Here is a 24792-nt window from a genome sequence, read left to right as displayed (position 1 = left end):
TCGCTTTCCCGCCGTTTTTATCAATTAAGGATTTCACTTGAAACTTTCAGTTGATTGGTTAAACGAATTTACCCCGCTCGCCCAGATTCCCTTTGAAAAGGTTCTGGAAAAAATTAATACCTCCATTTGCGAGATCGATGATGTTGAAGAATTTAAAGTTCACCTATCATCGGTTATTACGGTAAAAATCAAATCACTTGAAAAACATCCCAATGCTGAAAAGTTGCAAACCACCATTGCCACTGATGGTTCGAAGGATTACCAAATTGTTACAGCCGCCACCAACGTAAAGGCGGGAGACATTGTTCCTTTAGCCCTTCCAGGAACCAAACTTGACGGAAAAGAAATTTTAGATTCAGAACTACGTGGGGTTAGATCCCAAGGGATGTACTGTTCCGAAAAAGAATTAGGCCTTGCCTTAGAATCTTCGGGAGTTTTGATTTTTCCTGCAGATACAACACTTGGAATTTCTGTTCGTAAACTTTTTTTATGGGAAGATACCATCCTTACGATTGATAACAAATCAATCACCCATAGACCCGACCTTTGGAATCATTTTGGATTTGCTCGTGAACTTTCTTCTCAACTCCAATTGCCTTTAAACCAGTTTCCTTTCCAAGCGGAGTCAAAATTAGAATCAGGAGATGGAGGACTGACTGTTACAAAATCAGAACATGCCCATGCGTATTATGTTTGTTCCATCCAAGACGTAAACATTGCACCCTCCAATACCAAAATCAAATCAAGACTCGAAAAATGTGGAATTCGTTCCATAAACAATGTCGTGGATGTTTCCAATTACTTACTTCTGGAACTGGGACAACCCACTCATTTTTTTGATAAAGAAAGATTACAATCCACAACTTTCTCTGTTATCAAATCAGTAGAAGGAACTTCCTTTCCTCTACTCGATGACACCACACCAAAATTACAAAAAGATCTCCTTCTCATTCAAAATGGAAAAGATCCTGCAGCACTAGCAGGTGTTATGGGAGGAAAAGATTCAGCCGTAATTGATTCTACAAAAAACATTGTAATGGAATCAGCTGTTTTCAAAAGAGAAGATGTTCGTTATACCATTCGTAAAACTAATATCCGTACAGAATCAGCAGTTCGTTATGAAAAAGGTTTGGATAGTTACACTTGTTTGCCGGTGATGAGACGCGCAGTCCAATTACTGAAAGAAAATGGGAATCCTAACATTAAGGTTTATGAACCACAAGGATTCAACCATACAGAATCCAAATCGGTAACCATAACTACCAATCTTAGTTTCCTTCGTCATAAATTAGGTAAAAACATTTCGCAGGAAGAAGTAACCGAGATTTTAAATCGATTGGGATTTAAAGTCACAAACCAAGGCGAAGATTTATCGGTTCTTGTTCCAAGATACAGACAAAACTACGATGTCACAATCCCCGAAGATCTTGTAGAAGAAATTGGAAGGACCATTGGATACGCATCCATAAAAACAGAAGCCCTTTCCATGGCAGTGGAAACACCGATTCGAAATCCACTTCGCGAACTGGAAAGAAGAGTAAAAAACTTCCTCTCTTTGGAAGTAGGATTCAACGAAGTTTATAATTATTCTTTTGCTTCTCCTAGTGATTCTAAACTGGAAGCTACAGAAGAAAAATCATCATTAAAAATTGCAAACGAGATGCCCGACGAACATTCGTTACTACGAAATAGTTTGTTTCCAGGCCTAATCAAACAAGCTAAACTCAACCAAGATCGATTTGAATCTGTAAATCTATTTGAATTGGGAAGAACTTATCATAAAAAGGGAAAAGATTCTGAACTCGCAGAAGAGAGACGTTGGATGGCCATCCTTTCTCTTTCAACAAACAAACCAAATGATATTGCGGCGATTGAATTGGAATTTTTACGTTTAAGAGAAACCCTTTCGGAACTATTTTTTTATCTGAACCTTCCCAAGTTCCAATGGTCAAAAACGAACAAAAACTATTTTCATCCAAATGTGGGACTTGTTTTGACTTACGATGGAATTGAAATTGCCGAATTAGGAATCCTTCACACGCGTTATGCGGATGAATATGACTTAAAACGCAGAGCCATTCTTTCTAAAATCAATATGGAAAAGTTAGTGGAAGTTTGGGAAAAGTATGGAAGGAACTCACATTTCATTCCACCATCCAATTTCCCGCAAGGACAACTGGATCTTTCTTTACTTTTGAACGAAAAAGATTCTACCGAAACTTTTTCTAACTTAGTTCAGAACATGAAAATTCCAGAGTTAGAATCAGTATTTGTTCAAACCATCTTCAAAGGTGAAACTGTGGGCGAAGGAAAAAAATCTGTAACCTACAGATTCAAACTCATGTCCTATGATAAAACATTCACCCAAGAAAGGTTTAAAGAACTATCTGATTCACTAGTAGAAACAGCTAAAACGAATGGATATACCTTAAGATAAATTTGCTTTGACATTTCCCGATTTTTATCGGGAAATCATCCATGGCCTATTCCGAAATTCCAGTTTTTACTAAGCCATTCATCCACCCAGCTGCCACTGCCTTTGGTATGGTAGAATATGGAACTTCTGTTTCACTTTGGCCAGGTGCTGTGGTTCGAGCCGATATGAACTCGATTCAATTAGGAAACTACGTCAACATCCAAGACAATTCTACATTACACACAGATAGCACTAGCCCGATATCAATCGGCGAATGGACATTAGTTGGTCATAATGTAATGATCCATGGATGTAAAATTGGAAGAGGAGTTCTTGTTGGGATTGGTTCCATTGTTCTTGACAATGCAGAAATTGGTGATGGTTCCCAAATTGCCGCAGGATGTATGATTCGTGGTGGGAAAAAAATTCCACCGAGGTCACTCGTTGTGCCTGATGGATCTGATATCAAAATTTTCCCTGGAAAAGCAAAACCAGAATTAACGGTTGCAGGATGTATTGAATACGCCCATCTTTCTGTTCGTTTTGAAAAAAATATATTTGTTCCCTTTCAAAAAGAAGAAGAACTACATTTTATAACACAAGCAAAAGAAATCATTTCCCAAATGGGTATCTAATCACACCAAACCCAATCTAAGTTTTGTCTAATCAATACATCTCTTATGAAAAAAATTATAGATAAACTACAAGTATTGGGAATCTTCTCCATCACTCAAACTGTCTTCCAAATTGGAACAGTGATGATCATGACTGTTTCTGCTCTTGCGGGTCAAAACATCGCACCCTCTCCTGAATCCGCATCTTTACCCATTTCATTTGTTATTTTAGGAACCCTACTTGGTCTTGTTCCAGCATCAAGAATTATGAAATGGAAAGGGAGTAAATTCGGTTTATTAACTGGAACAACCATTGGAATTTTTGGTGCGATCCTGATTTCCTTTGCCATTTATGAGAGAAATTTTATCCTATTCTCCATAGCGCATTTGTTATACGGATTTCATCAGTCTTTTGTACAATACTTACGATTTGTTGCTATGGAATCAGTTCCAACACATGATAGAGCCAGTGCTTTGTCTTGGATTTTGATTGCAGGGATTCCAGCGGCTTTTCTTGGCCCTCTTGCTGGCCTTCACGGTATGCACCTTGTTCCCAACGCTTTATACTTAGGATGTTATATCATTCTTATTTTTAGTTTGTCGTTGCAGTTTATTTTGATTAGTTTCATTCCAAAACAAAAAAAACATACAAACCAAGAGCAATCGAACGAAACGATTTCTTCGCCAAGAGAATCTATACGACCATTGTCTTACCATATCCAAAACTTCGGGCTTTGGGTATCAGTTTTAGCAACTGCTTTTAGTTTCGGACTAATGGCAATGCTTATGTCAGCAGTTCCTGTGGCGATGAAAACACATGGTCATGAAATGCATGCATCTACTACCGTCTTACAATGGCATGTTTTAGGAATGTACATACCTTCTTTTTTTTCAGGGTTCCTCGTTAGAAAGATGACCGCACCCTATTTAATTCTACTCGGAATTTTTGTGATGGGCTTGGAAAGTTTTACTGCACTCCAAGGTACTAACTTCTTACCGTTTGCCACAGCTCTCATCTTACTTGGAGTTGGTTGGAACTTTATGTACGTAGGAGGAACAAACTTACTCGTTGAACAATACCATCCTTCCGAAAAAAACACCATCCAGGCGGTAAATGATACAATTGTTTATTCTATGGCAATTTTATCTACATATAGCGCAGGTTATTTGGAAAATAAAATCGGTTGGCTTCGTTTAAATTTAGTAAGTATTCCTTTTTTAATACTAATGGCTATCCTGATTATCATTTATATTGAACAGAATCGAAGGAAAGCAAAAGTTTAAGAAACAATTCGGATTCAAAAAGCTCTGTTACTAAATTAGTTTTCTTCCGGCTTTGATTTTAGCTGCAAATTCTTTTGCCATTTCGATTCGGAGTTTCCCTTCTGCAAACCTACGTTTTTCCAGTTCTGTTTCCAATCGTAAAGGAGGGACTGGGCAAGGTTTTTTATTTTCATCCAAAGCAACAAACGATAAATAGGCGGTAGTGGCTCGCACCATTTCTCCCGTGTATGGATTTTCACGATTTACCTGAACACCAACCTCCATTGAAGTGGTTCCAACATAATTGACCATTGCTTTTAAATTGACATGATCACCAATTTGAATAGGTGTAATAAAATTAATTCGATCAATGCTGACTGTAACAGCTTCGTGACCAGAATGTCTTTGTGCTGACATGGCTGCGATTAAATCGATCCAACTCATGATCGCACCACCGAATGCTGTTCCATAATGGTTTGCATCGTTGGGAAGGACAAGATGTCTCGTTTCTACCGCAGAATCTTGGGGTGACTTGGCTGGTAAATCATTAGTATTCGTCACAATGAGGATAACTTAACCTTGACCAACCGTTAAGGAAAGGCTTTTTTCAGGTTTTTAGAAACAAGTTCAACTCGTCTAATGAAAACTAAATGGCAACAAAGAAATACAACTATGTCTATTGGGCAAAGTTCAGAAAGGATACAAGTCCTCTCCTTCGTCGTTTCTTACTCGTCACCTCTGCTTTATTCATTTTCGCTGCTATTTTACATATCATCCCCCTTTTTACAAACCAAGGTGAAATTGATTTTATTTTTCTTTTTGTGGATCTTGGAATTTCCCTCATCTTATATCTTGAATATATTTTAAAAAATAAAATCCCACTGATCATAAGAGTCTTTAGTTTAATTGGTACGACTATTTTTATATCTGTTTTATCTTTTCTGAGGAGTGGACTTTTAGGAACTGGGGAAATTTCATTAGCGTTTATCATCATTACATTTTTTGTATTCCTACCACCAATTCTTAGTTTGGTTGCATCTCTATCAATTTCTATTTTACCTGGAATATTTGGGCTTCTAGTTTATCTCTCTTGGCTTCAATTCCCTGATTTTTTAGGAATCAGAAATAATAGTCCGAGAGAGTGGTATTTTAAATCAGTTAGTCTCATTATATTCTCAATTCTAAGTGGGTTTTTAATCCAAAGGCTGAGAGGAAAACTCATAAAAAATATCATGCACTTAAAAGAATCAAGAAGTAAGATTCTAAATACAAAAAAACATTTAGATAAAATTGCCTTCTATGATTCTTTAACACTTTTACCAAATCGTTATCTCTTTGAAAAACTCATTAACCAAAGGATTCATTCAGGAATTTCTGAATCATTTCTCTTATTAATCAATATTAAGGGACTAAAAGTCATTAACGCATTACATGGAATTGGTTTTGGTGATCAAATATTGACTCTGATTGCTAGTGTTTTAAAACAATTCACAGAGGATAGACCTGAAACTATCGTCGCAAGTTTGGGTGGAGATGAATTCATTTTTTGGGTTGAAAATTCAACAAAAACAAAAATTGAAGAGGCAATTGTCAAGTTTGATCTCAATAACAATAAAATACTGACACCTGAACGATTAGGACATAGATTACAATACCGAGTTTCTGGAATTGAATTTCCAAAAGATGCTAGTGGACTTGATTCGATCATACGAAAACTTTCCATAGGAATGAATGTTGCCCGAGAAGAAACACATTCAAAAATTGTTTGGTTTCAAAGCCACATGGAATCAAAAATAGAAAGAGAACAAAAATTAAAAATATATTTAGAAAAAACAATTAATGATAAAAATTTCAAAATTGCTTATCAAGAAAAAGTTGATATTAGCAACAAACAAACCATTGGACTCGAAGCTTTAGCACGTTGGAACGCACCTGAGTTTGGAAACATCACACCTGATGAATTCATTCCAATTATCACTAAATCAGAGTTAATCGTTCCATTTGGAAAATGTATTTTTGAAAAAGTAATCTCCCATATCCCTAAACTATTGGATTTATATGGAAAACAAATTCAGGTATCTATCAATATCTCACCTATTTTTTTCCTATATCCCAACTTTAACGAATACATTCTACATTATTTGACGGATCACAAAGTTAACCCCAAAAACCTCATATTTGAAATCACCGAAGATGTTTTTTTAGACGAAATAGAAACCATCCAAAAAATTGTATCGGAACTTAGAACCCAAGGAATTTCAGTATCTTTGGATGATTTTGGTAAAGGATATTCATCCCTTCATTATATGCAAAAAATCCAATTTGATGAATTAAAAATTGATAAGTCTTTTTTAGATGATATTGCAAGTTCTGATCGAAACTTTCTTTTACTAGAATCTATTTGTCATTTAGCTGATTCATTGGGATTAAAAACGATTGCCGAAGGAATCGAAAGTGAGGAACAATTACTACGATTAAAACAAACCTCGTGTCATGTGGTACAAGGTTACCTATATTCAAAACCTCAAATACTCTTTGATTAATTTCTTTCTAATTCTTAACATATTTTTTTTCTCTTTCTGACTTGCAGAGAAAAAACGAATCTAAAAATATATCCTCTATGGGATCAGGTCATAATCATTCTAAACACGACCACCACTCGCACGACCATAGCCATCACCACACTTCCTCTTCGTCTAAGAATTTGGCCTTAGCTTTTGCACTTAACCTAAGTTTTTCCTTATTAGAACTGATTGGTGGAATTTTTTCCAATAGTATTGCGATTATCTCAGATGCCTTTCATGATTTCGGTGATGCATTGTCACTAGCTCTTGTTTGGTATTTACAAAAGATTTCCACAAAACCCAAAGACAATCTTTTTGATTATGGATACAAACGCTTTTCCATTTTAGGTGCACTGATCATTTCTCTCATTCTTTCCGTTGGATCTATATTTATGATCATCGAATCGATTAAAAGATTCATCACTCCAGAAGAAACAAAAGCCGACGTTATGTTTGCACTTGCAATCATTGGAGTTGTTGTCAACGGCGTAGCCATGATTCGATTAAATCAAGGTAAATCACTAACAGAAAAAGCAGTGTTTCTGCATTTTTTAGAAGATATACTGGGATGGATCGCAGTCCTTATTGGAAGCGTTGTAATGATGTATTATAAATTTCCTTGGTTTGATCCATTACTTTCTCTAGTTATCGCTCTATGGATCCTCTGGAATGCTTATGGGAATATCAAACAAGTAATGATTGTTATGTTGCAGGCAGTTCCAGAATCTGTGGATCGGAATGAACTGATTGATAAATGGGAAAAGATTAAAGGAATTCAATCTGTCCATGATATTAAAATCTGGAGTTTAGACGGGAATCATCATGTTGCTTCCTTACATGTACTCATTGAAAAAGCAGTCAAACTAAACGAATTTTCATTTATTAAAGAGAAAATTCGAAAGGTTGCATCAGAATTTGAAATCATTCATACAACCATCGAACTAGAAACAGACGCTGAAGCTTGTAAACTACATTCAGACTAAATTTCCGTTTTCTTTTCTGTAGAGGTCAGGTAAAAAACGTTCAAACTGACCCACCTCTTCAATGTTATGTTTGATCCAAAAAAATCCATGTTTTTTATCAAATAGGAAAAATTCAAAGATCGGTCGGAGTACTTTAAAGCTGACTCCTTTCCAACCAACAATCAAACAGTTTTCATAAAGAGTTCCATCTTTTGTTTCTTTAAAACTATACTCCATTCTCGCAATAGGTAAAAAACCATACAAACGAGGATTATGAATGAATCCTTCTTTATCTAATTTTTCGATTGGACTCACGACATTTACTAAGTATTTTTTTTCTCTTCCTAAATACTCAACGATCCGAAGTTTAGCTCCAGGTCCCACACTACCGTCAGATTTTTTTGTCTCGTAACTTACATGAACATGGTCTTCTGGGTGCCAAACATGATACCTATTATATACATTCCCCTCATATTCAAGATCTCCTTCTAAATGTTGGAACCACCAGGCCAACATCTTGGGGAAGACACCCTTAATTATATCATGTCGAATCCAATATTTGACTCGTCCATCAGCCAGAACCTCTCGACCAGATTCAGCAGAAGACACAGGTTTCCTATTCCACTTAATTGGTAACTTTGGTAATAATCCCAATTTAACTTTCTTCATTCATTTCTCCAAGTATAGTAAATGCTATACCTCAACAATTTCATTGTAAAGTAAATACTATACAAAAAATCAATCGAAAAAATTAGATATCTTTAAAAAAATGATTCAAACGGCCAGAGTGATTTATGAAACTTACCCTAAAACTGCTACAAAACGAATTTATTGTTTACCAAAATCCCCAATCGGAAAAGGAAAAAGACATTGTGGATGCAGCTGAGGATGTTTTCGCAGAGTTAGGTTTTGCTGGTGCGACAACGGCGGAACTCGCAAAACGTGCAAATGTGACAGAACGCACTTTATTCAAATACTTTCCTTCCAAAGTGGACCTATACAGAAGAGTGTTATCCGGTTTACTTTTATCAACTATTGTACCTGGACATATGTCCGATCTCAAAACAAGATTACAGTCGTTAAAACCAAATTTTAAAGATTGGTATATTTCCCTTCTGAAAGCAAGATTCGATGCTGTTTCCAAAGAACCCAAAAAACTAAAACTACTACTCGGTGCCCTATTATTTTCTAAGGAGTTCTCTGATATTTTTGGAACGCTTTGGAAAACAAATTTATATGATACTTCTATAGAAGCCATCAGGTATTTTCAAGAGATTGGTGATATCAGGAAAGATTTAGATCCAAATCAAATTGTGAGAGCATCCTTTAGTCTTGGTGCAAGTTTTCTAATTACAAAATTTGTGTTGGCTCCGAAGTATCCTATAGAACCAGACAAAGAAATCGAAACCCTTTTTATTATTTTTTACCAAGGAATCTCAAGTGAAAGATAAGGTCTTAGGTGAACCCTTTGATTTGATATTATTTTCTATTTCGATTTTTTCGTTCTTTTCGGAAGTAATAGGATTACTTTTCCTTTTGTTAATAGATTGTTTGCAGCCTCTTCCACACCATCACCACTTCCTAAATAATAATCCAACCTTCCTTCACCAAAAATTGCATTCCCTCTATCATGAACGAAAACCAAATGATTGTTTATCAACATATTATCCGACTGAAATGAAAGAAGGACTGGTAATCCCAAGGGGATTTGTTTATCCATAGCAACAGAACGAAACGAAACCAAACGAATTCCCCCACTTCCCATTGGCCCGAAAGAATATTCCTTTGTTCTTATCTTTGGTAAAGTTTCCTTCTCGAAAAAAATATATCTTGGATTTTTTAAAATCGCTTCCGTAACTTCTTTGGGTTTTGATTGAAAACAATTTGCTAGATGGTATGGTTTTAAACTAGGGCAAATTCCTTGCAGATAAACCGAAGGACTGATATAGTTCTTACCATTGTCACCTGCATAATTAATTCGAAATGTTTCTTTTGTTTCTGTTTCGACAAAAGCAGATCCTTCCAGCTGAGCTAAATGTAAGTCTGTTAAACGTAAAAAAACAATCACCCTGGAATATTTTTCCCAGATTGATTTTTGATTCCATTTTTCGCGATGAAAGAAAATTGGATTATCGGCCACTGTATCTCCTGATTTTGGAAGAGATAAAACAGGATATTGATGTTCTTCGTCAGGTTTTGTTTTTCCTTGAATCCGTACTTCATAATATCCGGTTATAGTTGGTGATTCGTTAAGAGGTTTCAATTCAATCAACTGAAAACGTTTTTTAATTTCAGTCTGAATTTGGTGATCAGAATGATTGTGAACTATTGTTTGAAGATCCTCAATTGAACTTAATATCTCTTCATTTGTATAATTCTCTTTGAAAATTTGGAATTTCGTATCTTTCGGAATTCGTTTAAAATACAAAATAGATTCTTTTAAAGCAAACTCAAGATTTGAATCCTTTGAAGAAATCTCATTTCCCCAAAACTTAGGAGGCTGCGACGGATTAGAAATTGAAGATAGGTCTGTTTGTTTTAGACTCTGATGGGAATTCTTCCTTGGCTCCGTAGATAAAGCCGTGAACGAAAGTGCGCTAAGCACAAAAGAAAGTAAGTTAAGTTTTACAGTCAGGCGAAAAGGTAAGTGACTTTCTTTTTTCAGCGTATGAACACTAAACATAAAAACCTATCTCATTTTCTAGGACGGATGGGAATCTGAAAACCATTAAAGCGGTAAAGATTAGGCATGGGGTCAGTGGGACTTAAGAAATTAGATCCAAAAAAGTAACTCACTTTCAAAAGAACTTACTGGGATTTGGTAACTCGGTTTCAAAATTGGATCATTAGAAAAGGCAATCCACTGACCAAAGTAACCCGAGGGAAAAATCCACCCGCTTTCCCCAATTCAATCATTTGGTCTATCTCCAAGGAATGGGGAAAAAGGTAAGTCACTTACCATACGCAGTCTCCTAATCCCTTCTGGCTCGGAGTTTTTGCCTTATGTCTCATAAGAAAGACGCTGTCCAATCATTTTTCCCAATTCACCTTGACTTCCATGGGGGTACCAAAAACCTTTCAAAAGACCTCATATTTTTGCGATCATATATAGATTAATTAGGTGTTTCATGAAACGTACATTCCAACCGAGTAAAATTAAACGCGTGAGAACTCACGGATTCCGAGCCAGAATGGCTACCCCAGGCGGAAGAAATGTGATAGCCTCCAGAAGAAGAAAAGGACGCTATAAATTGACTGTTTCCGACGAAAAAATCGGGAGAAAGTTCTAATTTAGGAGCTTCCTTCGGAGACCCTTCACGACCAAACCAGGATCCAGGAACTCTTTCGTCAGAATCGTAAAATGGGCAGGCCACCGATGCGATGGCTTGTTCGAAAAAACGGCCTTCCGTTTGCCAGTTTTTTATTTTGCCCCGATAAAACTCACAAAACAGCCGTTCTTCGCAACCGTTCCAAACGAATTCTCCGAGAGCTGGTTCGGAAACATCTTTCTTTAATACCTGTGGGATATGACTGTGCCCTACTCGTTCAGAAAGAATTTGCGAAGTTATCTAAGGAAGATCGAGAGGGTTTATTCCTTTCGGTTCTAAAACAATTCCCATGAATCGGCTGTTTTTGGTTCTTATTTACCTCTACAAAAAACTGCTATCCCCTCTATTACCTCCGGCTTGCCGGTTTACCCCCAGTTGTTCTGAATACGCCAAACAAGCGTTTGAAACCTATCCATGGTACAAAGCGTTTGTTCTTAGTGTTGTTCGAATTTCTAAATGCCACCCACTTCACGAGGGAGGGCATGACCCTTTACCGAAATCAATTAACAAGAGTTAACTTATGCAAAATGATTCCACAAACAGACAAAGTCGTTTATTCCTAGCGCTATTTTTAAGTTTAGCGGTGTGGATGGGTATAAACTATTTCTTCTTTCCCCCACAACCACCGAAACCAAAAACTGCTGACGAAGTTTCTAATAAAGAAAATTCCGAAAAAGAAAAAACTAGCGAAAGTTCGGCGGATAAAAAATCAGAATTAAAAAAACCATCAACTGAAACAAGCAAACTGAATCCAGTAAAACCTGAGGATGTAAAAACTTTCTCACTCAAAACGGATTCTTTTTTAATTCGATTTTCTAGTTTAGGTGGAAGAATCACTGAGTATTATATCAAAGATCATAAAGAACCAGACGGTTCAGAATTTGCTGTTGCCAAAGATCCTAAGTTCGAAATCGAATTTGATGGAAAAAAAGAAAAGGCAGTAGAACTCACTAGAGGACAAGGTTTTGACTTCAACATCATCGAAGACAAAGATACTATCCCTTTTTCAGCATATAACTTAGTAAATTTTAGTTCTAGTTACAATGCAGAAACTAAAACTGTTGTCTTCGAAGCGCCTTCGTTAGATGGTAAATTCACCATCCAAAAGAAATTTCAATTTTTCCCTTCTGAAAATTATTTTAAATTTCATTTAACACTTACCAATAGATCCAACGAAACCATCAATATTTCATCATCAAAGTCTGATGTTTACTTTAGATCCTTTAGTTCTCTTGGGCCAGTACTTAAGAAAAAAGAGGATTTTAACGATCGTGACAATGCTCACTACTTTCGTTATTACTACTTGGATGGAAGTTTCAAAGACCACGTAGATGGAACAAGTACACAAGGATTTTTTGATAACTTATTTGGTTCAAATGATGGAAAAGATACTCGTTACGAAATCAAAAAAGGCTCAAACGACAAAGTTGACTTTGTGGGAACAGGAAGCCGTTATTTCATCGGTGTTATCGATCCATTGAATGATAATCCTTCAGGGGTTCTTCTTGATAATCGTAAAGGAAACGAAACAGGAGTTCTTCTTGTTTATGATAATTGGAAACTTGGGCCTGGTGAAGAAGTAAACTTAGATTTTGCGGCTTATGTCGGAGTTCGTGAACTTGACGGAACTGCTTTCCGTGATAGTTCACTTGATCCAAAAATCAATAAAAACTCTGTGTTTGCAGGACTGAGTGATTCTCTAGACAAATCCTTTAACCAAGGGATCACAACCCCTTTACGAAATGGAATCGTTTGGATCTTAAAAAAGATCTATTTAGTGATTCCTAACTATGGTTGGGCGATTGTAATTTTTGCCATTCTTTTCAAATTAGCATTTTATCCGCTGAACAAAAAACAGGCGGAATCAATGAAAAAAATGCAAGAGTTATCTCCTCAGATTAAACTCATCAATGAAAAGTATGCAGACGATCCAAAGCTCAAACAAGAAAAAACAGTAGAACTGTACAAAAAGAACGGAACCAACCCAATGTCTGGTTGTCTTCCGATGCTCGTTCAGATTCCTATCTTTATCGCATTATATACTGCGTTCTCTGATACTGTGGATCTTTGGAATTCTCCATTTTTGTGGATCAATGATTTAAGTGAACCAGATACAGTTTATACAACACCTAAATTAGCATTTATTGGAGCTCTTGCCATCAATGTGCTTCCACTGATTATGGTGGCTACACAAGTGGTTCAGTCTCGAATGACAACTGTTTCGAGTGATCCAAACCAAAAGATGATGATGTACATGATGCCAGTAATCATGTTATACTTCTTCTGGTCCATGCCAGCAGGTGTGACTATGTATTGGACAATGCAAAACATTCTATCCATCATACAACAAGTATATACAAACAAATTCGGTAAATCCGAAGATAAAAAACCAACAAACAACGGCCCTGAGCCAGCAAACAACGCTTCCGCGGTAGCCAGACCTGGATTTAGAAACCAGAACAAAAAGAAAAAATGAAATCATTGTTTAACAAGGAAGATCACAGATGAATAATTACATTTTCGAAGCCGAAGGAAAAACGAAAGGTGAGGCAGAAGAATATTCGCTCGAAACCCTTCGCCTCCAACCCGGCGATTTACGATTCGAAGTAGTTGATTCCGGAAAATCCGGATTTTTAGGAATCACTCAAAAAAAACCAGCCGTTGTACGTGCGTTTGTTGCTAACAACGACATCCCATCCGAAAAAATCATTCACGGGGTAATCATTACCATTTTGAAAAAAATGGGAATCCCTGCGGAAGTGGTTGGGATGGGTGATGTAGATGGAAAAATCTATGTCGAACTTACCAGTAAAGAATCTGGACTCATCATCGGAAAACGAGGTGGCACTTTAGATTCACTACAGTTCCTTCTCAACCTAATGGTTGATCCAAAAATTCGTCACAATAGAAAAATTGTATTAGATATCGAATCCTATCGCGACAAACGAGAGTTATCTCTCATTCGATTGGCAAAATCTGTAGCGGCGTCGGTAATCAAATCAGGAAGATCTAAACTACTTGATCCAATGAATCCATTTGAAAGAAGAATTGTTCACATGGCAATCCAAGAGGATGAAAGAGTATTTACTAGATCAGAAGGAAATGGAACTTTTAAAAGAGTTCGAGTCATCTCTGCAAAAGAAAAACACAAATACAAAGATTTGGAAGACCCATCCAAAAAAGGTCTCCCAGTAGAAGACTTTGCAGACGGAGTAGACCAAGAAGATCTTGATTGATACCATAGCGGCATTGTCCACTGCCTCAGGTCCCGGAGCGATTGGCATCCTTCGGGTATCGGGCTCTGCCGTTTTGCCCATTGCCCTTTCCGTTTTGCAAAAAAACGGCTCTCCTCTGACTGAAGAATTCATTAAAAATCAAAAACGCACTGCTATCTTCTGCGATTTCGTAGACCAAGAAAAACCTTTAGACCAAATTGTATTTTTTTATTTTCCATCACCTAACTCTTATACAGGTGAAGATTTGGCAGAGTTTCACTTACATGGAAATCCAATCCTTCTCAAACGAGCTCTACAAATTTTATTTGAAAAGGGATCCCGTCCTGCACAGAAAGGTGAGTTCACCAAACGCGCTTACCTAAATGGAAAAATCAATTTATCGGGTGCTGAAGCCATCAGCCGACTCATAGAAGCACGTTCCCGGTATGAACTAGAATTAGCTCAGAAAAACGTATTTGGCGAAATTACAAAGTTAAGTTCCAAAATCAGAAGTGATCTCATTTCATTAAAAGCAGAATGCGAAGCAGAAATTGATTTTTCAACAGAAGATTTAACCTTTGAAAGTTTGGAACAAAGAAAAAATCGAATGTCTTCTTTACGTGATCTTTGTTCTAAATTAATTCAAGATTCGGAAAGGGCGGAAACTCTCATCTTACAATCTACTGTTGTTTTGTTTGGAGAACCTAACACAGGAAAGTCGAGTTTAATGAACTTACTCATTGGAAAGGATCGCTCCATTATCTCTGATATTCCTGGTACAACTAGGGATTATATAGCAGAAGAATTAAGTTTGGATGGAATTCCGATCCGTCTTGTTGATACAGCAGGTATCAGAGAAACTTCTGATAATATTGAACAAATGGGAATTGAAAGGAGTAAACGAGAAGCAGACAGTGCCAATGTAAAACTACTGCTCATTGATACCTCAATTCCATTCGATAAAAGTTCTTTTCTAACGAAACATAAAGATAGGCTTCACAGTTCTATCCTTGTGGCAAACAAAGTTGATCAAAAACATAAAAACTGGAACCGTAAGGATTTAGAAGATTTACAAAAAGATTTTGATTTAGAAATCACTGAAATTTCTTGTAAAACAAAAGAAGGAATTCCTCAACTATTAGAAATTCTAAAATCAAAACTTACATCCAAAGATAATTCCGAAGATATTGTATTGTTAGAAGATAGACAAAGATATCATATTCAAAAAATTGAATCTAGTTTATCAGAAGCGATTCGACTGATGGAAGATGAGGCACCTGCTGAAATTTATATCCAAGAAATCAATTCCTCTCTCAAAGAAATTGGCGAAGTCAACGGTCATGTTGAAAATGAAGAAATCCTTGGTAGGATTTTTAGCAAATTTTGTGTTGGTAAATAATTCACAAAAATTCTAAAATTTACGATTGTCTATTCATCGAAATAGTATCTAATAGGTGCACATTCCATACGAGGTAAAAAATGAAAAAAATTCTTGTGATTCTCTCTATTTTCTCTTTCAGCACTTTTGGTGTTTTTGCTCAAACAGAAGCAGACGAAGAACCAACAATGCAAGCAGAGGAAGCTTCCGAAACCGTTAAACCGAAAAAAGAAAAAATCAACAATAAAGACGGTGAGAAGAAAGAGAAAAAGAATAATAAACATGGCGAGAAAAAGGCTAAAAAAGCTAAGAAGGCCAAAAAAGAGAAAAAAGCAAAAAAAGACGCTGAGTAATCTTAGTCTTTCTCAGATCAGAAACCCCTGGAAGCAGGGGTTTTTTTATGCCATAAATCAACAAATGAAACCATTCACAAAAACTACCACCTATCTTCCATTCACATTACTTTTGTTTTTTGTAATTTCTTGTTCAGGTTCCCAGGAAAAGGAATCCGAAGTTTCGAACTTAGGACCTATTGGATTTCAGCTCAGACTGAAATCCATTCCCAAGGAATTAAAAGGAGAAAGTGTTTCGTATTCGGTAAAATTTTATTTTTGTCCGACAGTAACATTTAAAGATTGTTATACGCCTGTTTTAATACATACACATCCAATTACAAAAAAAATTCAATCTTCCTCTGAATCAATTAGTTTCAAACAAGAAACACCAAACAAGTGGACTCATCTTTCTGTAAGTCTGGAAGGAATTCAAAAGGTATATGGAAAATATTCACCTGGTCACAATCCTTTTTGGGTTAGAAATTCTGATTCTCTTGTCAAAAGTCCAAACATCTCTCACGAGTTTCAATTCGTAAGCCAAGAGAATCTAATTCCCAACTCTAAACAAGAGGAACTAGCACTTAAGTTTTCTCCCATCCTTGTCTTTCATAAAGATAAAAAATACTTACCCACCAATATGGAAAAGTATTCCAACTTCTTTCAGTCGAAAGAATATACACTTCCAAATAAGGATATTCGTCGTAAGTCCCTTGGCCAAACCACTTGGAACTATGTGGAATTTCCGGACCTAAGAGAAACAGACAAACAAACACATTTATACTATCATGTTCGTTATGCAAATGCAACTGTATCAGGAACACAGAAGGAAGCTCTTCCTGGATTTAGAGACAACGCCAACTATTGGTATGAAGTGGGAAATGGAGATATGGTCATCTCTTATTGGATTTGGTATGATTGGAATGAAGGACCAACTAAATTTGGAAACGTCCACCAAGGTGATCTAGAATCATATGCCTTACTTGTATCGAAAGAGGGAAAACCAAAACGGATTTTACTCACAGGACATGATCATATCTTACTCGATACTGATTTTCGAAATATCAATTCCTTAAAAAACCATCCTATCCTTTATGTAGCAAAAGGGAATATGGGATCTGATGGTGGGAATCCAACATCAGCTTATGGTGGTTATACTGTTAAATTACATGCAGGAAATGCAGTTTTTAATTATATTTCTGACCCTTGGGATGTATTTCCAAGTTTCGACCCAGAAACTTCCATTATAATTATCCCCATAAATCTTTCTGAGAAGGATTTATCGAATGTAAAAATTGGTCCAAGTACGAAACAAAAAATAACTCCTGTAGAAAATTCTGAAACAGAAAAAGATAAACCTTTGGAAACTCGTTATGTTGACGCACGTAATATGATCAAAGGACGAATTCAAAAACTCGTGGCCTGGGAAGAACCTGGTTGGATAGGTCAAAACGCTGACAAAGATCCCGACGGTCATCATAAAGTAGATCCCAAATTATCTTCCTTCTTTCAGTTCCAAGGTCGACTCGGCAAACATCCCAGGTCAGATTTAAGGATTAGAGAACTCCATCAGTATGGAGAGTCTCCAGAAAATGCACCTTTCAAAACCAATATAGAACAACATTATACTTTTGAAAGTCCAAGGACAGAACGCTCTTATAGTGATCGCGATGGAAATTATGGACCTAAATTTTTAGGAGATGATTCTACTCCCCAAAAATAAATTAAACTTACTGAAACTAGATCAAATCAACTAACTTTGCCTTGGTGAGTTCTTCTGGTTTGAACGGTTTTTCCTTTCGAATGTAATTTATCATTTCCTCTCGGCGTGAATATCCAGCGCCGAGAATTGCCTTTTGAATCACGAAGTCTTTCCAGGTTTTGAAAGAATGACCAAACTTTTCACGGTCAAATAACCTTGTGATTGATTCCTCGTTTTCTCCCCAAATAAAAGGATTGGCTCCCGCATCCAAAATGTCTTTCAAACATTCAACAGCATCAGCAGAGGCAGCTAAAAATAAAGCAGTGTTACCAAAACTATCTTTTGTTTCTAAAGAAACATCTCCTTCTTCGAGTAAGTAAGAACAAAGCTCATATAAGTTTCTTTCTGCTACCAAATGAAGTGCTGTTTTTTCTTCATGATCTATATGTTTGATGGAATTTGGAAACTGGAGCAAAAGTTTAGTGACAATCTCTAATCGGTCTTCGATAATCGCTTCTAAAAATAAAGACCTGCCTTCTTCATTTCGTAAAGAAACAATCTCTTCCGTTAAAGAGTCATTCAAAACTTCCCAGAGAGGTTCTGCAGATTCAAGGAGAGCCTTATGAAAGAGAGTGTTTCCATTTTTGTCTCTTACCAGTTGATGAGATGAATTTTTCCAAATAGAAATTGTTTCTACAAGGATCTGTAAAAAAGACTCTTTATTTTGATCAATGATGTCAAAAATAACATTTCCTGGAGTTCGGTAAGGAAAAGAAGGATCGGCTCCTTCTTGAATGGCATGCCGAAACAAATCCTCGTTTCCCATCTTAAGCATCCAAGAGAGGGCATTGGTTCCATAAGAATCTAATTCATTGGGATCAGCACCCGCATTAATTTCCGCATTCCATTCTTCGATACTTCCTGATTTGGCAACGTCAATCAAACTCATTTAGGTTATGATACGCGCCTCCTCACAGAAGTCGATTTTTTAACGGAAAGTTTTTTAGGAACAGAACTAAGGATTTTATCAAAACCTTTCTTAGTTTCAAAAGACAAAAATGGGACTCTTCCCTTATCTTTGGTAGGAACAAAGCTCATGGCTCGTTCCGAAAGTGCTGTGATGGTTAAACTTGGATTGACCCCTAAGTTGACGGTGAGCATGGATGCATCACAAACACGTAGGTTCTCATACCCAAAGACTTTGTTTTCCATATCAATCACCCCGCGTTCCGGTGAGTCTGCCACAATGCAACCACCCATGATATGACCTGTCAAAGGAGCACCAAGAAGAGTGTCATTAAAGGAACTACGGGGAATTCCACCTACAATTTCCGCAAGTTTTCTTGTAAAGGCGTTGGCAATCGGAATATAGGTTGGTGTTGGTTCGCCTGTCGAAAGTGCAGAGGTAATGGTTCTTTGAAAAGGCCAAATGATTCTTCTTTTCCGTACAAGTCGTACGCTATTATCAACAGTTTGCATCACAAGTAAGATAATAGAGTTTTTTGCAAAACCAATTGGGTTGTGGGCCTTTAAAAAATACAAAGGATGACGAACCATAGTCCAAAAAAATTTAAGAGGTCTTGGAAAGATTCCTCCTCCATCAGTCATGACACTAGCGAGGAGAGCAAAAAAGTCTGATCCTTTTGAATAACGCACAGGTTCAATATGGGTGTTTTCATCGGGATGAACAGAGGATGTGATGGCAATGCCTTTTGAATAATCCACTCCTTTACTTGCGGGAACCGTAACCGGTAATACTGTTTCGCTATTAGTTCGGACTGTATCACCTAACTTTTCTGACAATCGAATCATTTTGTTTTCAAATTGCATTTTGAGAAGAAGACCAACCGTTCCCATCACACCAGCAGATAGAACAACTTGTTTTGAACGAAATTTTCTTTTTGGATATCCGAACCATCCTGTTGTACTATTTGTTTCTAATTCATATCCAAATTCGCCACTGGCCTCTGGATCAGGGATTCCTTTTTCATTTAAAGGAATGAGAGAAGTGACTTTCGTTTCAGGGAGGATTTCTGCTCCCAACTTTTCTGCTAAGTATAAATAGTTTTTGTCCAAAGTGTTTTTGGCATTGTGACGACAACCCACCATACAACCTCCACAAAAATTACAAGGTTCACGGTCTGGACCATCACCACCAAAGAACGGATCCTTCGGATCTTTTTTGTTTCCAAAATAAATTCCCACAGGTGTCCTTCGGAATGTATCTTCTTTACCAAATGTTTTGGCCGTTTCTAATAAAATCTGATCAGGCTCCCACAGTTGGGGATTTTCTGTCACACCAAGCATATGCTTTGCAACATCATAATATGGTAATAATGCTTTTTCCCCTCCCATTTTGGAATATAAGGAAGAGTTTAATACTTTAGAAGATGGGACATACAATGTACAAGCATAAACTAAAGAACCACCACCCACACCTGCACCACTCACAAGTAAAAAATCGTTCAGTAAATTGATTCTTTGGATTCCATAAAAACCTAACTTTGGCATCCATAAATACTTATGAAGACTCCAATTGGTTTTAGGAAAGTCCTTGGACTTCCATCTTTTTCCTGATTCAATTACTAAAACTTTATAACCTTTTTGTGATAAACGATAAGCAGAAACAGATCCTCCAAAACCGGATCCCACTATAATAAAATCATAATCATAATTTTGTTCTTTTGGAATGGATTGACTCATGGTTCGTTTTTCCTTGTTTACGGGTGCGTAAGAGAAACCGAGTCTGACAAAGAATTCAATTCCTGTCAATTCGCTCTTAAAGATTCCCTTAAAAACTTCTAGCCGAAAGTGATTCGTCCTTTTGAATCAGTTTATGCCTGAAATTAAAAAACAAATCCCTTTACTAAATTCTAATGGAACCCTTACCGAAGAGGGTTGGGCTCGATCTCCTTTTTGGACTTATAATCGCGAAAGTATTGCTGCCTCTGCTCTACGAATTAAAGAATGGGACTACTATTCGATTCTTTCTCCTACAAAAGAATTTGGAATTACTATAACTGCATCTGATTTAGGTTATGCGGGATTGTTTGCCATTTGTTTTTTGGACTTTAAAAAAGGAACATTCAAACAAATTGATACACTTTCAGTTCTCCCTCTAGGTAAAACAGGATTTCCTCGAGTGAGTAATAGCGGTGTCATTCAATTTGAAGATAAAAAACTCCGAATTCGATTTGAAGTCACTGAGGGAAAACGAGTTTTAGAGTTTGAATCAAAAACCTTTGAGGCACCGGATGGAACCAAAGGCATCCAAGGAAAAATTGAACTTAAGGAACCCAAGATGGATTCAATGAATATTGCAACTTCTTGGAAAGAAAATAGAAAGGCATTTTATTATAATACTAAAATCAATTGTATGCCTGCTTCGGGCCAAGTGCAAGTAGGTAGTACCATTTATCAATTTGATAAACAAAAGGATTTTGGTGCACTCGATTGGGGTCGTGGTGTATGGACTTATAAAAACAGATGGTATTGGGGTTCTGTATCTACTTTGGTCGGAGGAAAACCATTCGGCCTAAATTTAGGTTATGGATTTACAGATAGAAGCCCAGCTTCAGAAAACATCATTCTTTATGATGGAAAAATTCATAAGTTAGATGAAGTGAAATTTATCATCGATACCAAAAACTATATGGCACCATGGAAATTTACATCCAACAACAATCGTTTGGATTTAGATTTTACTCCCATTGTCGATAGAAATTCATATATGAATTTTTTAATCATCAAAACAGTACAACACCAAGTGTTTGGAACTTTTAATGGAACAGTGGTGTTAGACGATGGGAAAAAACTAAAACTCGAAAACATCCTCGGGTTTGCCGAAGATGTCTTGAATCATTACTAAAGTTGAAAGATTTACTTTCGTTTCTTTAGTTTGTAGTAAGCAGAGAAACTGGCCGGGATGAAGATAAGAGACCCAAAGGTTCCGAATCCAAGTCCCCAAGCCAAAGAAAGTGTCATGGGAATGAGAAGGGGATCCGATCCCCCGATGGCATAAGCAGTAGGAATCATTCCAGCCATAGTGGTAAGTGTTGTCACCAAAATGGGTCGAAATCTTTCAGAAGAAGCTGTGATGAGAGATTCATACAACCCTTCTCCTTTCGCTTGAAACTCTTGGATGGTGTCCACAAGCACAATGGATGCGTTGACGATCACCCCCGCAAGACCAATGATTCCGATCATCGCAAGAAAACTAAGTGCTTTTCCTGAAATCAAAAATCCAAATACCACTCCAACAAACCCTAATGGAATCGATAACAAAATCAAAACTGGTTTTTTAATGCTATTGAAGATGATCGCAAGGATCGCAAAAATTCCAAAGAATGCAAGAACACCAGCAGTGAGGAGCGAAATCATTGATTTTTCTGTTTCTTCTTGTTCTCCTCGGAATTTGATTTTATAACCAGGATACTTTTTCCCGATATTTCCAAACTCCTCCACAATCTTTCCATTTACGATGGAAGAACTGGTTTTAGCTTCATCAACATCGGCAAGAACGGTAATAGCTTTTTCGTAATCATTGTGATATAAAGCTTCTATCCCTTGGACCGTGGTTTTTGTAGTGACTGCTGTAATCGGCGTTAGTAGGCCAAATTTATTTGATATCTGTATCGAATCTAAATCTTCGACCCCATCACGAAACTTATCATCGTTTTGAATGACAATTTTAACCTCATCCTTGCCCTTACGCAAGTTAGATGCCTCTAAACCTTCCATAGCTGTTCGAACGTAGTAAGCAGTAATTTCCGTATCAATTCCTGTAATGGCAGAGGCAGTGTCCTTCATACGAATTTGAATTTCTTCCCTACCTGGTTTGTAATCATCATTGATGTTCACAACACCCTCTTGTTTCTTTAGAAAACCTTGCATCTCGTTGGAAATTTGTTTCAAAGTTTTATAATCACGGCCTTCGATCGCGACAGTTACAGCGGCACCAATCGGTGGCCCATTCACTACCAAATCCACCATCACCGAAACTGCACCGGGAAGTTTTTTTAAATCAGGTTCCAACTCACCAAAAATTTCTTGGGCAGTTCTTTTCCGTTCTGTTTCAGGAACCAGAATGATTTGTGCCATTCCTAATTGTTCCCCAATCCTTGTAAGTGGATCTGTTGGATCTGTTTGTTGAATTCCCACTTTTAAAATGATACTTTGCACTTCTTCTTTTGGAATTTTATCCAAAATTGGTTGGAAGTATTGCAATTGTTTGGTGGTTTCTTGTGCAGAATAGTCTGGAGGAAATTCTGCACGAACCATTACATAATCAATTCCTTCTTTAGGGAATAAATTGAAGTTCATGAGTCCCACAAGCCCACAAGAAGATAAAAATACGATAAGGATACAACCGAGTGTTATGAAAGGACGGTTCACAACCTTTGTAATAAAATTGGTGAACCCAGATTTTAAAGACTCAAATCCATTTTCTAACACTGAACGAAATTTTTCGCGGTGTTTAGAACGTTTTTTCACTTCGTGTGATGTGAACTGAGCATACCGAACTGGAAGTAATAAAAAGGATTCAAACAATGATAAAGTCAAAGCAACAATCACCATAAATGGAATTTGCCAAATGAATTTACCCATAATCCCCGACATAAATGCCATCGGTAAAAAAGCAGCAACCGTTGTTAGATAAGATCCAATAATAGGAACAAAAAGTTCGCTGGCTCCAAGGACTGCAGCTTCTTTAGAATCAACTTTTTTAGATCTATGTTTGTAAATATTTTCAGAAATGATGATACTATTATCAACTAACATCCCCAAGGAAATGATAATCCCTAACATCGACACTAAATTAAAAGATACATCAAAGATAGGAAATGCAATGGTTGTTGCAAACAGAGTTAATGGTAAAGAAAGACTTGTGAGAAGTGAATCTTTAAAACTAAAAAAGAGAATAAGAACCACCACAACTAAAAACAAACCTTGTAAAGAGTTGGTGATCACTACATCTAAACGTTTGATGGCACGTGCACCTTCGTTGTTTAATTCAGTAAATTGGATGTTTGCAGGAATTTGTTTTTTTAATTCATCGATTCGTTCTTGCACAGCTTCTACTGTTCGAATGATGTCAGCACTGTCTTTTTTAATGATCTGAAGGACATAAGCTGGTTCTCCATTCACAACAGCGATCACACGTGGTCTTTCATAAGTATCCTTTACATTAGCAACTTGTGATAAAAGAATCGTATTTCCAGTTTCATTGGAACGAATGGGAATATTTTTAATATCGTTGATTTCATTAATTTCACCAGTCACACGGATGTCTTGTGTGAGGGGTCGTAAAAAAGATCCCGCAGGAACACTGATATTTCGTCTTGAAATAGCATTGATGATATCTGCAAAACCCAGTGTGTAACGTTTCTTTAAGTCAGGATCCACACGGATCCTCCACTCTTCTTTTCTTTTACCAAATGCATCCACACGAGACACTCCAGAGACTTTTCGCATCTCATCTTCAATGAAACGTCCCATTTCTTGAAGTTCCATTTCGTTCATGGCTCCATGAATTGCCATCTCTAACACAGGGAAGTTGGAACTTTTTTGTTCTGTAACAATCGGACGATCTTTAACTTGTGTAGGTAGATTGGTAACACGATCCACGGCACGGCGAATATCGTTCACAACCCCATCAGGATTACTATGTTCTAAATCAATTTTGATACTGATATCTGATTCGGAGTTACGAGAGATAGAACGAACAGAATCCAAACCTTCTACTTCGCGTAACTTTTCCTCGATGGGAATGGTTACCTTTTTTTCCACATCCACGGGACTTGCCCCAGGATATACAGTGAGCACACGCACTTGACGAAAGTTAACCCTTGGAAATGCCTCTCGCTTCATCGATAAAACAGAGATCATTCCCGCAAGGAATAAAAAGATAAAAACCAAATTAGCAACTAATGGTTTATAAACAAAGAAATGTATAATTTTTTTCATAAATATAATTCGATTAGAATCAATCTAAGTAGATTGATCGTTTGGTCAAGG

The 24792-nt window shown here is 36.9% G+C and carries 20 protein-coding genes and 1 pseudogene; 15 read left to right on the top strand and 6 right to left on the bottom strand.

Annotated features, from left to right (window positions below; translation table 11 throughout):
* Positions 1-37: 37 nt before the first annotated feature.
* Genes pheT through CH361_RS04165 form a run of 3 tightly spaced genes read left to right on the top strand, consistent with a single transcriptional unit; the run spans position 38 to position 4314 of the window.
* Positions 38-2437 (top strand): phenylalanine--tRNA ligase subunit beta, encoded by a 2400-nt coding sequence (gene pheT, locus CH361_RS04175; protein ID WP_100789589.1) that lies wholly within the window; start codon positions 38-40, stop codon positions 2435-2437.
* A 41-nt stretch (positions 2438-2478) separates the two neighbouring features.
* Positions 2479-3051 (top strand): gamma carbonic anhydrase family protein, encoded by a 573-nt coding sequence (locus CH361_RS04170; protein ID WP_100789588.1) that lies wholly within the window; start codon positions 2479-2481, stop codon positions 3049-3051.
* 45 nt (positions 3052-3096) lie between these two features.
* On the top strand, positions 3097-4314 hold the full coding sequence (locus CH361_RS04165) for an MFS transporter (protein WP_100789587.1): 1218 nt from the start codon (positions 3097-3099) through the stop codon (positions 4312-4314).
* Between the two features lie 30 nt (positions 4315-4344).
* On the opposite strand, the gene CH361_RS04160 is transcribed toward CH361_RS04165, so the two are convergent.
* Complete coding sequence (locus CH361_RS04160) at positions 4345-4854, bottom strand: acyl-CoA thioesterase (protein WP_100789586.1); 510 nt, start codon at positions 4852-4854, stop codon at positions 4345-4347.
* Between the two features lie 89 nt (positions 4855-4943).
* Here CH361_RS04160 and CH361_RS04155 point away from each other — a divergent pair, with 89 nt between their 5' ends.
* Both CH361_RS04155 and CH361_RS04150 read left to right on the top strand, forming a co-directional pair.
* Positions 4944-6836: a putative bifunctional diguanylate cyclase/phosphodiesterase gene (locus CH361_RS04155; RefSeq protein ID WP_100789585.1), complete on the top strand. Its 1893-nt coding sequence runs from the start codon at positions 4944-4946 to the stop codon at positions 6834-6836.
* A gap of 77 nt (positions 6837-6913) precedes the next feature.
* Positions 6914-7840: a cation diffusion facilitator family transporter gene (locus CH361_RS04150; RefSeq protein WP_100789584.1), complete on the top strand. Its 927-nt coding sequence runs from the start codon at positions 6914-6916 to the stop codon at positions 7838-7840.
* Here CH361_RS04150 and CH361_RS04145 read toward each other — a convergent pair.
* Positions 7832-8488, bottom strand: a complete 657-nt coding sequence (locus CH361_RS04145) for a DAPG hydrolase family protein (protein WP_100789583.1) — start codon at positions 8486-8488, stop codon at positions 7832-7834. The two genes, CH361_RS04150 and CH361_RS04145, sit on opposite strands and share 9 nt — an antisense overlap.
* Positions 8489-8613: 125 nt before the next feature.
* Between CH361_RS04145 and CH361_RS04140 the strand changes: the two genes are divergently transcribed.
* The gene (locus tag CH361_RS04140; protein ID WP_100789582.1) at positions 8614-9270 is read left to right on the top strand and encodes a TetR/AcrR family transcriptional regulator; all 657 of its coding nucleotides are present in this window, start codon (positions 8614-8616) and stop codon (positions 9268-9270) included.
* Positions 9271-9305: 35 nt separating this feature from the next.
* Here the strand turns inward: CH361_RS04140 and CH361_RS04135 are convergent, their stop codons facing one another.
* On the bottom strand, positions 9306-10502 hold the full coding sequence (locus CH361_RS04135) for an MltA domain-containing protein (RefSeq protein ID WP_100789581.1): 1197 nt from the start codon (positions 10500-10502) through the stop codon (positions 9306-9308).
* 445 nt (positions 10503-10947) lie between these two features.
* Here CH361_RS04135 and rpmH point away from each other — a divergent pair, with 445 nt between their 5' ends.
* The 8 genes and pseudogenes from rpmH to CH361_RS04095 all read left to right on the top strand — a co-directional run bounded on the left by rpmH (position 10948) and on the right by CH361_RS04095 (position 17796).
* The gene (rpmH, locus tag CH361_RS04130; protein WP_004785725.1) at positions 10948-11109 is read left to right on the top strand and encodes a 50S ribosomal protein L34; all 162 of its coding nucleotides are present in this window, start codon (positions 10948-10950) and stop codon (positions 11107-11109) included.
* 26 nt (positions 11110-11135) lie between these two features.
* A pseudogene (gene rnpA / locus CH361_RS04125) lies at positions 11136-11441 on the top strand (ribonuclease P protein component); the annotation flags it as partial.
* Positions 11438-11665, top strand: a complete 228-nt coding sequence (gene yidD / locus CH361_RS04120) for a membrane protein insertion efficiency factor YidD (RefSeq protein WP_100789579.1) — start codon at positions 11438-11440, stop codon at positions 11663-11665. The pseudogene rnpA and the gene yidD, both read left to right, overlap by 4 nt.
* Positions 11666-11668: 3 nt before the next feature.
* Positions 11669-13624: a membrane protein insertase YidC gene (gene yidC / locus CH361_RS04115; protein ID WP_208861384.1), complete on the top strand. Its 1956-nt coding sequence runs from the start codon at positions 11669-11671 to the stop codon at positions 13622-13624.
* Positions 13625-13652: 28 nt separating this feature from the next.
* Positions 13653-14384, top strand: coding sequence for an RNA-binding cell elongation regulator Jag/EloR (gene jag / locus CH361_RS04110; RefSeq protein ID WP_100789578.1), 732 nt, complete (start codon positions 13653-13655; stop codon positions 14382-14384).
* Positions 14377-15762: a tRNA uridine-5-carboxymethylaminomethyl(34) synthesis GTPase MnmE gene (gene mnmE, locus CH361_RS04105; protein WP_100789577.1), complete on the top strand. Its 1386-nt coding sequence runs from the start codon at positions 14377-14379 to the stop codon at positions 15760-15762. Before jag ends, mnmE begins: the two co-directional genes overlap by 8 nt.
* A gap of 80 nt (positions 15763-15842) precedes the next feature.
* On the top strand, positions 15843-16094 hold the full coding sequence (locus tag CH361_RS04100) for a hypothetical protein (protein WP_100789576.1): 252 nt from the start codon (positions 15843-15845) through the stop codon (positions 16092-16094).
* 64 nt (positions 16095-16158) lie between these two features.
* Positions 16159-17796, top strand: coding sequence for a hypothetical protein (locus tag CH361_RS04095; RefSeq protein WP_100789575.1), 1638 nt, complete (start codon positions 16159-16161; stop codon positions 17794-17796).
* 16 nt (positions 17797-17812) lie between these two features.
* On the opposite strand, the gene CH361_RS04090 is transcribed toward CH361_RS04095, so the two are convergent.
* Both CH361_RS04090 and CH361_RS04085 read right to left on the bottom strand, forming a co-directional pair.
* A complete protein-coding gene (locus CH361_RS04090; protein ID WP_100789574.1) occupies positions 17813-18724 on the bottom strand; it encodes an ankyrin repeat domain-containing protein in 912 nt (303 codons plus the stop codon).
* A gap of 5 nt (positions 18725-18729) precedes the next feature.
* On the bottom strand, positions 18730-20478 hold the full coding sequence (locus CH361_RS04085; RefSeq protein ID WP_100790009.1) for a GMC oxidoreductase: 1749 nt from the start codon (positions 20476-20478) through the stop codon (positions 18730-18732).
* Between the two features lie 133 nt (positions 20479-20611).
* Between CH361_RS04085 and CH361_RS04080 the strand changes: the two genes are divergently transcribed.
* Positions 20612-21643 carry a DUF2804 domain-containing protein gene (locus CH361_RS04080; RefSeq protein ID WP_100789573.1) on the top strand — a complete coding sequence of 344 codons (1032 nt, stop codon included), beginning with the start codon at positions 20612-20614 and terminating at the stop codon, positions 21641-21643.
* A gap of 11 nt (positions 21644-21654) precedes the next feature.
* Here the strand turns inward: CH361_RS04080 and CH361_RS04075 are convergent, their stop codons facing one another.
* The gene (locus CH361_RS04075; protein WP_100789572.1) at positions 21655-24741 is read right to left on the bottom strand and encodes an efflux RND transporter permease subunit; all 3087 of its coding nucleotides are present in this window, start codon (positions 24739-24741) and stop codon (positions 21655-21657) included.
* Positions 24742-24792 lie beyond the last annotated feature (51 nt).

Origin of the sequence: Leptospira brenneri, from assembly GCF_002812125.1 — a bacterium.
Taxonomy (GTDB): domain Bacteria; phylum Spirochaetota; class Leptospiria; order Leptospirales; family Leptospiraceae; genus Leptospira_A; species Leptospira_A brenneri.
This window is presented reverse-complemented; position numbering and strand designations above follow the sequence as displayed.

Excerpts from the sequence above, each read along its gene's own strand:
- CH361_RS04170 (WP_100789588.1), top strand. The coding sequence starts at position 2,479 with ATGGCCTATTCCGAAATTCCAGTTTTTACTAAGCCATTCATCCACCCA.
- CH361_RS04165 (WP_100789587.1), top strand. The coding sequence starts at position 3,097 with ATGAAAAAAATTATAGATAAACTACAAGTATTGGGAATCTTCTCCATC.
- CH361_RS04155 (WP_100789585.1), top strand. The coding sequence starts at position 4,944 with ATGGCAACAAAGAAATACAACTATGTCTATTGGGCAAAGTTCAGAAAG.
- CH361_RS04150 (WP_100789584.1), top strand. The coding sequence starts at position 6,914 with ATGGGATCAGGTCATAATCATTCTAAACACGACCACCACTCGCACGAC.
- CH361_RS04145 (WP_100789583.1), bottom strand. The coding sequence starts at position 8,488 with ATGAAGAAAGTTAAATTGGGATTATTACCAAAGTTACCAATTAAGTGG.
- CH361_RS04140 (WP_100789582.1), top strand. The coding sequence starts at position 8,614 with ATGAAACTTACCCTAAAACTGCTACAAAACGAATTTATTGTTTACCAA.
- CH361_RS04135 (WP_100789581.1), bottom strand. The coding sequence starts at position 10,502 with ATGTTTAGTGTTCATACGCTGAAAAAAGAAAGTCACTTACCTTTTCGC.
- rpmH (WP_004785725.1), top strand. The coding sequence starts at position 10,948 with ATGAAACGTACATTCCAACCGAGTAAAATTAAACGCGTGAGAACTCAC.
- yidD (WP_100789579.1), top strand. The coding sequence starts at position 11,438 with ATGAATCGGCTGTTTTTGGTTCTTATTTACCTCTACAAAAAACTGCTA.
- yidC (WP_208861384.1), top strand. The coding sequence starts at position 11,669 with ATGCAAAATGATTCCACAAACAGACAAAGTCGTTTATTCCTAGCGCTA.
- jag (WP_100789578.1), top strand. The coding sequence starts at position 13,653 with ATGAATAATTACATTTTCGAAGCCGAAGGAAAAACGAAAGGTGAGGCA.
- CH361_RS04100 (WP_100789576.1), top strand. The coding sequence starts at position 15,843 with ATGAAAAAAATTCTTGTGATTCTCTCTATTTTCTCTTTCAGCACTTTT.
- CH361_RS04095 (WP_100789575.1), top strand. The coding sequence starts at position 16,159 with ATGAAACCATTCACAAAAACTACCACCTATCTTCCATTCACATTACTT.
- CH361_RS04090 (WP_100789574.1), bottom strand. The coding sequence starts at position 18,724 with ATGAGTTTGATTGACGTTGCCAAATCAGGAAGTATCGAAGAATGGAAT.
- CH361_RS04085 (WP_100790009.1), bottom strand. The coding sequence starts at position 20,478 with ATGAGTCAATCCATTCCAAAAGAACAAAATTATGATTATGATTTTATT.
- CH361_RS04080 (WP_100789573.1), top strand. The coding sequence starts at position 20,612 with ATGCCTGAAATTAAAAAACAAATCCCTTTACTAAATTCTAATGGAACC.
- CH361_RS04075 (WP_100789572.1), bottom strand. The coding sequence starts at position 24,741 with ATGAAAAAAATTATACATTTCTTTGTTTATAAACCATTAGTTGCTAAT.